The sequence below is a fragment of the Actinospica robiniae DSM 44927 genome (assembly GCF_000504285.1).
GTDB classification, from domain to species: Bacteria; Actinomycetota; Actinomycetes; order Streptomycetales; family Catenulisporaceae; genus Actinospica; species Actinospica robiniae.
This window is the reverse complement of record NZ_KI632511.1, coordinates 8,299,612-8,312,992: the sequence shown is the minus strand read 5'-3', so window position 1 is coordinate 8,312,992 and position 13,381 is coordinate 8,299,612. Positions and strand designations below refer to the sequence as shown.

The window sequence follows — 13,381 nt, the reverse complement described above, 5'->3', positions numbered from 1 at the left end:
GAACCCGTGCTAAAGCGGCTCGATCAGCCTGCTGACGATCCACGCGTGCTTGCCGACCTGGCGCACCCGGGTGAATCCGTGCTCTTCGAAGAGCTCGACGGTGGCGCTGAACAGGAATCGGCCCGGCGCCGTGCGGCCGGCGGTGACCTCGGAGATGGCCTCCGTGCGTCCGCCGCCGGCCCGGCCGATCTGCTCGACCGCACCGCGCAGCGCCTCCCGGGCCACGCCCTGCCCGCGGTGGCGGGTGTCGACGTAGAAGCAGGTGATCCGCCAGTCCGGCCGCGGCGGAGCGTCCTTGTCGTACTCGCGCCGATGCTTGATCGAGGGCAGCTCCTCGGGCGAGCCGTACTGGCACCAGCCCTGAGCCTTGCCCTCGGCATCGAGGACGAGCGCGGCGTGGGCGCGATCAGTACGCACGCGCTCCTCCTTCTGCTCGCGGTTGCTGCGCCCCGCCGGGTCCTTCTCGTTGTGCGGCTTGTGGAAACCGATGCACCAGCAGCCGCCGAAGACGCCGTTGTTGCGCTCGACGAGTTCGGCGAAGGCGGGCCAGGTCTCCGCGTCGAGGGGCCTCGCCGTGTACGTCATCAGGCCACCGCCCTTCCGGTCAGCTCGTCGCGGCTTCGTGGAGTTTGCGCGCCAGTTCGGCGGGCTGGGTGAACATGGGCCAGTGTCCTGAGTCGATGTCGATGTACTCGACGTGCTCGGCCTTCGCGATCTCGGGCACTTCGCCCGCCTCGATCCACCCCTTGGCCTGTTCCGGCGAGTACTCCGGGCACACGAGCACGGTGCGAACCCCGTAGCGGCGCTCGTCGGCCAGCTGCACGATGCCCTTGGCCACGCCCTCAGGCACCGGGATCGCGGCCGCGGCGATGCTCTGACGCGCGTCCTCGTCGAGATCGACACTGTCCGGGCCCTCGAACGGCTCCCAGCCGGGGAAGGCCATCCCGCCGTCGCGCACCTCGAAGAAGGAGGCGTACTCCTGGCCGTCCGGGCTCGGGAAGCCGCCGATCAGCACCACCGCGGCCACCTCGTCGGGCCGCGCGTCAGCCGCGATCCAGGCCAGCGAGCCGGCCGCGGAATGCCCGACCACGACCGGCTTCTCGGCTGCGTCCACCGCGGCCAGCACCGCGGCCCGCTGATCCGCGAGGGTCGCGGCCGTGTTGCCGTCGCCCTGGCCGGGCAGGCGCACCGGCACGGCGCGGTGGCCGAGCCGCTCGAGCTCCGCGACGACCTGGGTCCAGGCGTCGCCGCCGTCGAGCCAGAGTCCGGCGATCAGTACGAAGTCCATGAGGGGTGCGCCCTTTCGATCAGTACGGCAGGCAGGCTCCGAGGGGAGCAACGGCTATGCTAGGACTCATTCCGGACGATCGGCTTCCGGATTGCGCGCGGCGCGGATAGCGTGTCTCCGTGCCGAGATCGGAGCCCGCCGCGCCCAGCCCGACCGCGCGTGCCCTGCGCACCCTCGAGATTCTGCAGAACCGGCCGGTGACCACGGCCGATCAGCTCGCCGCCCGGCTCGGGGTGACCGAGCGCGCGGCCCGCCGGTACGTCGAGATCCTGCGCGAGGCCGGGATCCCGGTGGCCTCGGTGCGCGGGCCGCACGGCGGCTACCGGCTCGGCCGCGGCACCCGGCTGCCCCCGGTCGTCTTCACCCAGGAGGAGGCGCTCGGGCTGGTCATGGCCGTCCTGGACGGCCGGCCCGCCGCGATCGACGCCGACGACCTCGTGGGATCCGCGCTGGGCAAGGTGATCCAGGCGCTGCCCGCCGGGATCGGCCGCCCGGCCGGAACGCTGCGCGCGCACACCGCCGCCGTCCCCGACCGCGAATCCGCCCCGACCGACCCGGCCACCACCAGCGTCCTGGTCGACGCGGTGGCGGCGCGGCGCCGAGTCCGCCTCACCTACCGCGGCGAATCCGGCCGCGCGTGGGCGGGCGACGTCGACCCCTGGGCCGTGGTGGTGCGCCACGGCCGGTGGTACCTGCTGTGCCATTCCCACCACGCGAACGCGATCCGCACCTATCGGATCGACCGCGTCGAGACGGCGGAGCCGATCGCGGGGACCTTCGATCTGCCGGAGAACCTCGATCCGGTCGCCATGCTCGAGGAGAACCTCGGCGCCGGCTGGGAATTCTCCACGCGGGTCGTCTTCGCGGCGCCCCACGCCGAGGTCGCACGGTACATCAGGCCGCCGATGGGAAGGCTGGAACCGCTGGACGACGCGTCCTGCGTGCTGGTCGGCACCACCCGGAACACGGCGATGTACGCGCAGGAGTGGCTGGCCGGGATCCCGTTCCCGTTCCGCGTCGAGGGCGGCGACGAGCTGCGCGCAGCCATGACGAGCCTTGCCGTCCTGCTGAACGCTGCCATTGCCGACCCACCTGCGTCGCCAGCAGGGGCAGCCCACTGGGAGTTGATGCCCGGCTGAGTGCTCGTGGGGCGTGGGCGTGGTGGCTAGTCGGGTCGGGGTGGTCGTCGTGGTGTGGGCGGCCGCTTCGCGTCGCATGGTTCGTCTGACCACCCGCCCACCCGTTGCGTTGGTGGGGCGGCTGCAGTTTCAAGATCAAAAAATGCCGCTGGCAGGCCCCTCCCTCGGAGAGATTGCCGGGATCTGTGGGGTGCTGGCGTTGGCGGGGCGGGCCGGCGTTCGGGATGGTGAGGTTGCGGGTGTGTGCTCTCTCCTCGGTCGGTCCCCGGAGGCAATCAGGAACCTGCCGGGAGCTCAAGCGGCGGTGGTTTCCGCTGATGGTCGATTCTGCATGGCGCCGCTTGACCTCCCGGCAGAACCCTGATCCAATGCCACGTAGCCTGGGTTGATCATGTGTGTGGCCTGGGTGTTGGGGGGTGGTGTCGTAGTCTTGGTTCGTGTCGGTGGACTCTGGCGTGGATCGCGGGCGTGTGGTGATGGATCAGGTTTCTCTCGGGGTGCTGGTCGAGGCGGTGCCGCGGTTCAAGGTGGATCAGGCCTTGAACGACGAGAGGATCAGGGCTTTGCGTTCGGATGGGAAGCTGCCGCCGCATGTGACGGCGTATCTGACGATGGCGATGGCGCTGTTCGCGCAGGATGCCGCGGAGGAGGTCGCCACGAGGGTGACCGGGTCGCTCGACGCGTTCGGGGTGTGGGACGCGTCCTGGGGCGTGCCGACCTCCTCCGGGATCACGCAGGCGCGTAAACGGTTGGGCCGTGATGTGCTGCGGCGGGTGTTCGGGTACTGTGCCGAGCCGGTCGCGGTTCAGGATGAGACCCGGGGCGCGTTCGCGTGCGGGCTGCGGGTGATGGCGATCGACGGGTTCGCGATGGACGTGCCCGACACGCCGGGCAACGTCGCGGAGTTCGGGTACTCCACGACCGGGGGCAATCCGTCGGCGTTCCCGAAGGTGCGGGTGGTCGGGATCACCGAGTGCGCCAGCCACTGCTTCGTCGACGCGCGTATCGGTCCGTACACCACCGGGGAGCAGAGTCTGGCCGCGCCGCTGCTCGCGCGTCTGGACCGGTCTTGGCTGCTCACGGCGGACCGCGGGTTCTACAGCTTCCCGGCCTTCTCGGACGCGGCCGAGACCGGGGCCGGGCTGCTGTGGCGGGTCAAGGCCGACCTGCGCCTGCCACCCCTGCGGGTACTCGAGGACGGCACGTACGTGTCCGTGGTGATCGACCGCGAGATCCGCGGCGCACGGCGCGAGGCGATCGTGCGGGCCGCCGAAGCCGGAGAAGAGCTCGACCCGCACCAGGCCCGCCGGGTACGGGTGCTCCAGTACGACGTGCCCGACCGCGCCGGGCCCGCCGGCACGGAACTCATCTGCCTGATCACGAACCTGCTCGACCCGCAGAGCGCGCCGGCCGAGACCCTCGCGTACTGCTACCACCAGCGGTGGGAACAGGAGAGCGCGCACGACCAGCTCGAGACCGACCTGCGCGGCTCCGGGCGCGTCCTACGCTCGAAGCTACCCGACCTCGTCTACCAGGAGGTGTGGGCCTACCTCCTGGTCCACTACGCGATCAACGCGCTGATCTGCCGGGCCGCGACCGGCGCGGACATCGACCCGGACCGCGTCTCCTTCGTCAAAGCCGTGCGCATCGCGCGCCGTACCGCCACCGGTACCGCGCGCTTTTCCCCCTGAACAGATGAAAGCCCCCGCCGCCCGCGCCGCCGCGCAACTGACCGCACCCGCCGCACTCAACCCGCCCCGTCGCGAACGCACCTACCCCCGCGCCGTCAAACGCATCCGACACAACCCACACCGGGTGAAAAAGGCCGCTGATACCGGCATACGGCACCCGAACCCGCCCACCATCCGAATCTTCCGCACCAACCCACCCGCCACCAGCGGCCGAACAAGATCAACATAAGCTACGTGGCATTGGTTCCTGATCGGGCTTCGCCTGCCCGACCGAGGAGAGAGCACGCCCCCTGGGGAGGGGTCTGAGCTGCGCTCAGGCCGGGTGCGGTGGCTCGGTCGCGCTTGATGTCGGATTCTGCATCGCCGTTCCGGGTCGCTCTTTTCTTTTCTACTTCTTCAACGCCGGGGAGTTCGCCCGAGTGCCCGGAAATCTCCAGAATTATTGCTTATCGAATGAAAGCCGGATTCACGACTTTTGTCAGTAGTGGCGTCTAGTATAGAAGCGTACGGGGATCGGGAGTTGTGACGGGGGGTGACGGGATGCCTGGGCATGTGGCATCAGGGGTGTGGCCGAAAGCGGTGCAGGATTTCCTCTCGGGATGCGACCGGGCCACGCGGCCGTGCGCATCACGGGAGCACCGGGTGGATCCGACCAGGGCGATGCAGAATCCTTCCGCATCGGACACGGCCGGCCTGCGGGATTCTGCCGCGAGATCTGCGATCGGGGTGGATCGCACGAGGGCCGTGCAGGATTTCACATCAGTCGCGACCCGGGCATCGGCGCCTTCGCGCGGATCGAGAATCGGATGTTCGGATCAGGGTGATGCAGAATCCTTCCGCACTGAGCGCGACCGGGCCACGGGACAGGACTCGGCCCGAGCGCAGCTCAGACCCCCTCCCCAGGGGGCGTGCTCTCTCCTCGGTCGGGCAGGCGAAGCCCGATCAGGAACCAATGCCACGTAGCTTATGTTGATCTTGTTCGGCCGCTGGTGGCGGGTGGGTTGGTGCGGAAGATTCGGATGGTGGGCGGGTTCGGGTGCCGTATGCCGGTATCAGCGGCCTTTTTCACCCGGTGTGGGTTGTGTCGGATGCGTTTGACGGCGCGGGGGTAGGTGCGTTCGCGACGGGGCGGGTTGAGTGCGGCGGGTGCGGTCAGTTGCGCGGCGGCGCGGGCGGCGGGGGCTTTCATCTGTTCAGGGGGAAAAGCGCGCGGTACCGGTGGCGGTACGGCGCGCGATGCGCACGGCTTTGACGAAGGAGACGCGGTCCGGGTCGATGTCCGCGCCGGTCGCGGCCCGGCAGATCAGCGCGTTGATCGCGTAGTGGACCAGGAGGTAGGCCCACACCTCCTGGTAGACCAGGTCGGGTAGCTTCGAGCGTAGGACGCGCCCGGAGCCGCGCAGGTCGGTCTCGAGCTGGTCGTGCGCGCTCTCCTGTTCCCACCGCTGGTGGTAGCAGTACGCGAGGGTCTCGGCCGGCGCGCTCTGCGGGTCGAGCAGGTTCGTGATCAGGCAGATGAGTTCCGTGCCGGCGGGCCCGGCGCGGTCGGGCACGTCGTACTGGAGCACCCGTACCCGGCGGGCCTGGTGCGGGTCGAGCTCTTCTCCGGCTTCGGCGGCCCGCACGATCGCCTCGCGCCGTGCGCCGCGGATCTCGCGGTCGATCACCACGGACACGTACGTGCCGTCCTCGAGTACCCGCAGGGGTGGCAGGCGCAGGTCGGCCTTGACCCGCCACAGCAGCCCGGCCCCGGTCTCGGCCGCGTCCGAGAAGGCCGGGAAGCTGTAGAACCCGCGGTCCGCCGTGAGCAGCCAAGACCGGTCCAGACGCGCGAGCAGCGGCGCGGCCAGACTCTGCTCCCCGGTGGTCGTACGGACCGATACGCGCGTCGACGAAGCAGTGGCTGGCGCACTCGGTGATCCCGACCACCCGCACCTTCGGGAACGCCGACGGATTGCCCCCGGTCGTGGAGTACCCGAACTCCGCGACGTTGCCCGGCGTGTCGGGCACGTCCATCGCGAACCCGTCGATCGCCATCACCCGCAACCCGCACGCGAACGCGCCCCGGGTCTCATCCTGAACCGCGACCGGCTCGGCACAGTACCCGAACACCCGCCGCAGCACATCACGGCCCAACCGTTTACGCGCCTGCGTGATCCCGGAGGAGGTCGGCACGCCCCAGGACGCGTCCCACACCCCGAACGCGTCGAGCGACCCGGTCACCCTCGTGGCGACCTCCTCCGCGGCATCCTGCGCGAACAGCGCCATCGCCATCGTCAGATACGCCGTCACATGCGGCGGCAGCTTCCCATCCGAACGCAAAGCCCTGATCTTCTCGTCGTTCAAGGCCTGATCCACCTTGAACCGCGGCACCGCCTCGACCAGCACCCCGAGAGAAACCTGATCCATCACCACACGCCCGCGATCCGCGCTATCCACCGACACGAACCCAGACTACGACACCACCCCCCAACACCCAGGCCACACACATGATCAACCCAGGCTACGTGGCATTGAACCCTGATCGGGCTTCGCCTGCCCGACCGAGGAGAGAGCCCACCCCCTGAGGGACCAGTGCGAGCTGCGCTCGGGCTGAGTCCCGTCCCGCGGCCCGGCCGCGCTCGATGCACGATCTTGCATCACCTTGATCCGACCATTCCCAATCCATGCGAAGGGACCGGTGGTCCGGCCACGCCTGATGTCGGATCTGGCATCGCCGTTCTGAGCCGCTGTTTTCTTCTCTGAACCTTCAACGCCGGGGAGCACGCCCGAGTTCCCCGGAAATCTCTGGAATCTTCCCTATCCAATAAAAGTCAGGTACACGGCTTTTGTCGGTGGTGGCGTCTAGCATGGAAGAGTACGGGGGATCGGGACGTGTGACGGGAGGGGCGGTGGACGGGATGGCTGTGCAGATGAGGTCATGGGTGTGGCCGAAAGCGGTGCAGGATTTCCCCTCGGGTTGCGGCCGGGCCACGCGATGCTGTGCAGTACGTGAGCACCGGGTGGATCCGACCGGGGCGATGCAGAATTCCACCGCAGGCATGACCGGAACACCGACGCCTTCGCGCGGATCGAGAGCCGGGATGGCCGGATCACGGTGATGCAGGATTCTTCCGGATCGAGCGCGACCGGGCCACCGGCCGGGACCCGGGCCCGAGCGCAGCTCGCACCGGACCCTCAGGGGGTGGGCTCTCTCCTCGGTCGGGCAGGCGAAGCCCGGTCAGGGTTCTGCCGGGAGGTCAAGCGGCGCGACGCAAAATCCACCACCAGGGAGAATCGCCGCCGCTTGACCTCCCGACAGGTTCCTGATTGCCTCCGGGGACCGGCCGAGGAGAGAACCCACCCCCGCAACCCCACCACCCCCAACCCCAGCCCGCCCTCCCAACGACAGCACCCACCCAAACCCGGCACTCTCTCCGAGGGAGGGCCCGCGCCGGAGGCGAGATCTTGAAACTCCAGCCCACCCCACCAACGCAACGGGTGGGCGGGTGGACAGAAGAACCGTGGGCGACGCGAAGCGGCCGCCCACGACCACCACGCCCACCACGACCCGGCAAACCACCACCCCCAACCAACACTCAGCCGATCATCAGCTCGCGTTAAGCGTGTCCTGCGTGTGCTTTCTCCGTAGCGGCGTCATCGGCAGGACTCGACCGCGAGAAGGCAGTCGACCCAGGCGCGGGCGCGTGCCGGGCGGTCCTCGGTGACGAGGGTGGCCGCGTAAACGTCGAGGAGCGCGGAGACCGCGCTCAAACCGTGCCGACCGAGGTCGTGCGCGAGCCGGTGCACGCGGTCGGCGGCCGCGTGCGCGAGCATGCCGACGCCGCGATGCGCGTGCTCGACGAGCAGATCGGCCGCGTCGTCGAGCAAGTCGAGAGCCGCCGCGAGCGGACGTTTCCCCCGGGTCCGCGCGACCCCGCCCGGCACCCGGCCGCGCCCACCCGTCTCCGCCAGATCCGGCACCACGAGCGGCGTGTCCGCGCCTCGCCAGATCGCCAGGGGCCTGAGATGGATACGGCCCGACTGGACCGTCACCGTCCCGCTGACCAGGCAGCTCACCTCACCCCCGGACAGCGCTTGCCCCACCGCGTTCAGCGCATGCTCGCTGTAGGCGCTGTAGTCCGCGGCGATGGTCGCCTCCGTGCCGTGCTCGTCCACGACGAAGGCCTCGAGACGCTGCTCCGCCGGGTCGTATCTGAGCCCTTCAACGTTGCGCACCGCGAGCACGAACACGTCCTCCGCGGCCACGCGCGGGCACAGCAGACGCGGGCCGCGCCGGGCCAGCCTGGCGAGCAGGGCATTGAAATCGCGGATGACCAGCGATTCCGGCAGCGCCCGCCACGCGTTGCCGACCGGCATCACGGCCGTCTTCGCAATACTCTGCGAGTTGAGGTCGATGACCCGGCTGGCGCTGCGGCTGGCCACCTCGGAGACGAGGTTGGCGGCGGCGAGGTGGTGCAGCGTCGAACCCGCGACACGACGGCTGCGCAGCTGCGCGATCGTCGGCGCCTTCTCCTCGTCCACCGGCCAGGTCCGGCGCAGCACGAGCACTGTGCCGTCGAGCGGATGCGCGAAGAACAGCTCGGCCGTGCGGAAACCCGCTCCCCCGGCTATCCGGCAGCCGAGCCCGACCAGCCGGACGCGCTTGAGCGGCGTGCTGCGCGGCTCGGCCGTGCCGAGGATGGCGCGCGCGGACGCCGGCGTCCGCGCGGCCGCACGGTGGCGCGCGTGAAACTCACTGATGAGGTCCGCGGTGCGACGCATCTCGTGCCGTGCGCTGCGTTCGGCGTACCAGTCGGCCTGATCGGCCAGGTCCTCCAGCACCGCCGCAGGCCACAGCATCGAAGCCGCATCCAGTTCCCTCGCCAGATGCCGGACGTTCCCACGCAACAACGGGCCCGCGTTCGCGGTGCCGTCGAGCAGAAGAGTGTCGACGACTTCGGCGGCCGCTGCGAGCGCACTGAGGTCGATCTCGGCCGTCTCGGTGGCCGAAGCACCGAGATGTACCCGCACACCGCCGGCGGCGGGCACCGCCTCGGCGTCGCCGTGCGCCTCGATCGAAGCCCGGTAGCCCCAAACCGCGAGCACGACCGCCTCGGCCCGATGCGCCTGCGCGGCATCCGTCGTCGCATACGAAGGATCGTCCGGCACGAGGAAGGTGACCGTGCAGGTGGGAAGCTCGACCCGGGCGGGCGACGCGCCGACGGCCCTGTGTACGACCACGTCGAACCCCTTGGCCAACTGTCGGCGCGCGGTCTCCAAAGACCGCGCGCCGAGGACACGCCCGAGCGTCACGTCGTCGATGTCTGCCGGCGACGACAACGTGCCCTGCGACTCTGCCGTGCCCTTCTCGCTCGGGCCCGAACCACCGTGCCACTCTTGGTAGGCCAGCACGAGCCCGACACGGTGTCGGCAGAGCCCGGGAGCGGCACAGCTGCACGCCGCCTCGGCGAGCGCCGCCGCGGCCGGAAGGACGGTGGTGACCCCGTCGGGATACGAGGCCTCCACCGCGCCGTCAGCCGAGACGCCGATGGAGGCGCCGAGGCCGCCGGCGAGCTCCTTGACCGCACGCTTGACCAGGCCTCTGTTACCGAGGGCGGTCAACGCGTCCTCGTTCAGCGCCAGCAGATCGCCGCGGACCGTCGCCGCCGAGCCGGCCTCGCCGCTCATCGCCCCAGCCTCTCCGCCACGAACTCCGCCAACTGCCCCGGCGTCATCGCCCCCACATGCGCTCCCACGTTCGCCAGCCGCTGCGCCATGGCCCGGTCGTAGGCCGGCAGCGCCTCCTCGTCGAGCGCGGCCAGCCCGAGCACGACGGAGCCCTGCTGCACCAGCGACCGCACCTCGCCCACCAGTCGTGAGCTGTCCCCGCCCTCGTAGAAGTCCGAGATCACCGCCACGATCGCGCGGCGAGGGTTCTCCACGAGTTGCGCGGCGTAAGCCACCGCCTTGGCCACGTTCGTCCCACCGCCGAGCTGCGCCTTCATCAGCAGCTCGACCGGGTCCGCGACGTCCGCGGTCAGATCGACCACGCTGGTGTCGAACGCGACCAGGTGCGTCTTGAGCCCGGGCAGGCTCCACAGGCAGGCCGCGGTGACGGCGCTGTGGATCACCGAAGCGGCCATCGACCCGGACTGGTCGACGAGCAGGATCAGCTGCCAGGTCTCGAGATGCCGCCGGGCCCGCGAATGGAAGCGCGGCTGCTCGATCAGGAGCCTGCGTTCCTCCGGCTGGTAGTGCGCCAGGTTCGCGCGCACGGTGCCGTGGAAGTCGAAGTCCCGCGCCAGCCTGACCCGGCTGGGCCGGGCCACCCGGCTGCCGTGGAAGGCCGCACGCAGCTGCGGCTGCAGCCGCTCCATCAGATCGCGCACGACCCGCTCGACGATCCGCCGGGCGAGGGCGAGCACCTGCGGGTTCATCAGATGCTTGGTACGCAGCACGGCGCGCAGCAGCGTGGCGCTCGGCTCGATCCGGCTCAGCAGCTCCGGATCGGTGAGGATCTCCTCGATGCCGTACTGGTCGACCGCGTCGCGTTCGAGCCGTTCGACGGTGTCGCGCGGAAAGAGCTGGTGGATCTCGTCGAGCCAGTCCACCACCGTGAGCGCGGAAGCCTCGCTGCCCCCGCGCCGGTCCTCGCCGCTACCCCCGCCCGGCGTCGAAGGGCGGATGCCGCGCCGCCGCAGGTCCTCGTCTCGGCCGTAAAGCCAGTCGAGTGCGGCGTCCTGCCGGCATGCCACACCGTTCGCGGCATCGTCGATAGGCAGCGTCTGCTGTACCGCCGCGCCCAGGATCAGCCGCCACCGCTCCAGATCCGGGTCGATCCGGCCCGCGCCCTTGCCCATGTCCGCACGCACGTCCGCACGACTCATATCCGCACGCCCTTCACCAGCTGCTCCGCTTCCGTTGAGAGCAGCCCGTGCTCGACCAGCTCGGCGAGGGCGGTCCGTTCCCGGCTCCTGGCCTCCATGCCGTTCGCGGGCGAGACGGAGACCCGAAGCAGCCCGCGCGCGTCCCCGCGCAGGCCGCGGCGGTCGAGAAGGCTCCGCGCCACGGCCTCCTTCTCCCGCGGCGGGAAGTAGGCGAAGGCCATCCGCAGCGCGGGCAGGGCGCCGAGGAATTCGTCCTCGGTCATGGCGCCCACCACGCCGTCGAGCAGACCGATCATCTCAGCGCTCGATGCCTCCTCGCGCGCGAGCGCGAACAGCCCGGCCAGCCAGTCCCCGATCCGCCGCACCCCGATCCCCGGCGGCACGGCCACCACTGCGCCGCCGACGCCGACGACGCCACCTCCGACGCCGAGGCTCCAGCCGAGGCCCAGTGCGGCGCCGCGCAGGTCCGGCGGCGCCTGCTGATCACTCGCGATCCGCGCTGCGGCGGCGGTGACCTCGGCCCGGTCCACCGTCAGCACCGGCTCCGCGTGCCGAACCGCGTCGCGCAGCGCCGCTAGCGCCGTCGACCGATGCGGATCCGCCGCTGTGTCCGGCCCAGTGACCGCATGCGCGAGCCGCAGCAAGCGCTCGGCCGCGGCCGCGATGACGTGCGTCAGGCTCGGACTGCGCGCGATCCGGAAGACCCGGTCATGCCGCCACAACCCAAGCGATGCCGAAAGCACCGAGCCGAGCGGCCCGAGATCAGCACCGCCCGCTGAAGCGGTGTCAGCAAGCACGTCGGCGATCAGCGCCAGGATCTGATCGGCATCGGCCGGAAGGCCGCACAGCACGGTGTCGAAGAGCGTGCCGGAGAGCAGCGGCAGCACGTCGACGCCGCCCACCCCGGAGACCCGCTCCTTGAGCGCCGAGGCCGCCGCCTGCGCCAAGGTCGCCCCGTGCGCCCCGGCCTCGATGAGCGCGACCAGCCGCCGCTCCCCCCACCCGATCCGCCACCGTTCCCGCGAAGCCGGATCAAGCCCGTCCGCCGGCCCCGCCTCCCGCTCGGCCCCCGGCACGCCGAGCACCCGCAGCTGATGCAGAACGCTGCTGCGCGCGAGCCCGGTGGCGTCGCAGAGGTCGAGCTCGAGTTCGCCGGAGCAGTCGTCGAGACCGAGCCGTTCGAGCTGCGCGAGAGCGTCGTGGACGAGCGGCGGCGCCGGAGTCTTCGCGTGCAGGCGCCCCACCCGCGCCCCGCTGATCGCCGCGACCATCTCGACCACGACCGGATGCGACCCCGGCGTCAGTCCCCCGCCCCGCCCCCAAGGCACCGGCTGCCCGAGGTCCTCCGAGACCAGTGCGCTGACCAGCCCGTCGAGCAGGTCGACCCGCGTCGGCACCCGGCTCCCGCGCAGCCGAGCCAGCCCCGAAGCCTGAGCCCCCGCCGCGATGAGGTGCGCGGTCGAAGCCGCCAACCCCCGCTGCCGAAGCCGCTGCGCGACGGCCTTGACCACCTCATCCGCCGCCCGCCGAGCCCCGTGCTCCCAGAGCAGCTGGTAGTACTCGGGCGAAGGCATGCCGGACTGGTAGCCGGTAAAGGCATCTAGCCGCCGGAAGGAATAAGGCACCAGGTAGCTGGACACGCGCGCCCCGTCCTCCGGCGAAGGCACGTCGGGCCAGGCCGCGTTGTCGGCTGCCGTCCCAGCCCCGTCCCCTCGCGGGGCGCCGGGCCTGTCATCTTCGCGCCTCGCACCCTCGACATCAGCGCCCTGGTCCACGAGGCGCCGCAGCGCGGCGGTGTGGAAGCCGCCCGTCACGACGACCACCGGTGCGTCGCCGGCCTGCGCCGCCGCCGCGCGGATCCAGCGCGCCATGTACCGCTCGCGCTCGGCGTCGCCCTCGCTCGCGTCCAGGTCGCCGCGCAGCAGGTCGAAGTACGCCGTCAGCCGCTCGGCCAGGCCGTCGCCGTCCTCGACCTCGAACATCCGGTCCCAGAGCTCGTCGACGCTCGACGCGCGCAGCTCCCGGCACAGCCGCTCCATCGCCGCCGCATAATGCAGCTCGGCGTCCGCGTAGCGGTTCGAGCGGTCGCGGAACGCCGGGTGCCAGGCAGGCAGGTCGATGAACAGCGGCACCGACTTCGCCGTGCGGGCCGCCGTCAGCGCCGCCCATTCCGGCGAGTACGCGCAGAACGGGGCGTACGACGCGAAGCCCGGCCCGCTGCTGAAAACCGCGATCGGCAGGCGGTGGCGCAGATACAGCTCGCTGATCCGCTCGTTCATGTCGGCTGGGCCCTCGACCAGCACGTACGCCGGACGCAGCCGCGCGATCGTGCGCGCGACCAGGCGTGCGCAGGCGGGCGAGTGGTGGCGCACTCCGATGTAGGTGATCGACATC

At 70.7% G+C, this 13,381-nt stretch carries 9 protein-coding genes and 1 pseudogene; 3 read left to right on the top strand and 7 right to left on the bottom strand.

All coding sequences use genetic code 11. From position 1 onward, the window contains the following. Positions 1-9: 9 nt before the first annotated feature. Positions 10-585: a GNAT family N-acetyltransferase gene (locus ACTRO_RS35865; RefSeq protein WP_034270376.1), complete on the bottom strand. Its 576-nt coding sequence runs from the start codon at positions 583-585 to the stop codon at positions 10-12. 19 nt (positions 586-604) lie between these two features. Further along, positions 605-1,288, bottom strand: coding sequence for an alpha/beta fold hydrolase (locus tag ACTRO_RS35860; RefSeq protein WP_034270373.1), 684 nt, complete (start codon positions 1,286-1,288; stop codon positions 605-607). A 119-nt stretch (positions 1,289-1,407) separates the two neighbouring features. On the opposite strand from ACTRO_RS35860, the gene ACTRO_RS35855 reads away from it, so the two are divergent. Both ACTRO_RS35855 and ACTRO_RS35850 read left to right on the top strand, forming a co-directional pair. Beyond that, a complete protein-coding gene (locus ACTRO_RS35855) occupies positions 1,408-2,427 on the top strand; it encodes a helix-turn-helix transcriptional regulator (RefSeq protein ID WP_051451909.1) in 1,020 nt (339 codons plus the stop codon). 476 nt (positions 2,428-2,903) lie between these two features. Next, the gene (locus ACTRO_RS35850; protein ID WP_051452410.1) at positions 2,904-4,118 is read left to right on the top strand and encodes an IS4 family transposase; all 1,215 of its coding nucleotides are present in this window, start codon (positions 2,904-2,906) and stop codon (positions 4,116-4,118) included. A 1,193-nt stretch (positions 4,119-5,311) separates the two neighbouring features. Here the strand turns inward: ACTRO_RS35850 and ACTRO_RS50040 are convergent. Further along, entirely contained in the window at positions 5,312-5,929 is a 618-nt protein-coding gene (locus tag ACTRO_RS50040; protein ID WP_342673784.1) for a hypothetical protein, read from the bottom strand. 104 nt (positions 5,930-6,033) lie between these two features. Between ACTRO_RS50040 and ACTRO_RS50035 the strand changes: the two genes are divergently transcribed. Beyond that, positions 6,034-6,198 carry a hypothetical protein gene (locus ACTRO_RS50035; RefSeq protein ID WP_245594594.1) on the top strand — a complete coding sequence of 55 codons (165 nt, stop codon included), beginning with the start codon at positions 6,034-6,036 and terminating at the stop codon, positions 6,196-6,198. Positions 6,199-6,284: 86 nt separating this feature from the next. Here the strand turns inward: ACTRO_RS50035 and ACTRO_RS51160 are convergent. From ACTRO_RS51160 to ACTRO_RS35830, 4 genes and pseudogenes are all read right to left on the bottom strand, one after another. Then, positions 6,285-6,527: pseudogene (locus ACTRO_RS51160) on the bottom strand (transposase domain-containing protein); the annotation flags it as partial. 1,227 nt (positions 6,528-7,754) lie between these two features. Further along, positions 7,755-9,788 (bottom strand): hypothetical protein, encoded by a 2,034-nt coding sequence (locus ACTRO_RS35840; RefSeq protein WP_051451908.1) that lies wholly within the window; start codon positions 9,786-9,788, stop codon positions 7,755-7,757. Further along, complete coding sequence (locus tag ACTRO_RS35835) at positions 9,785-10,987, bottom strand: VWA domain-containing protein (protein ID WP_245594592.1); 1,203 nt, start codon at positions 10,985-10,987, stop codon at positions 9,785-9,787. The genes ACTRO_RS35840 and ACTRO_RS35835 overlap by 4 nt, the downstream gene beginning before the upstream one ends. Then, positions 10,984-13,380 (bottom strand): DUF5682 family protein, encoded by a 2,397-nt coding sequence (locus ACTRO_RS35830; RefSeq protein WP_063628130.1) that lies wholly within the window; start codon positions 13,378-13,380, stop codon positions 10,984-10,986. Before ACTRO_RS35830 ends, ACTRO_RS35835 begins: the two co-directional genes overlap by 4 nt. Position 13,381: the final 1 nt, after the last annotated feature.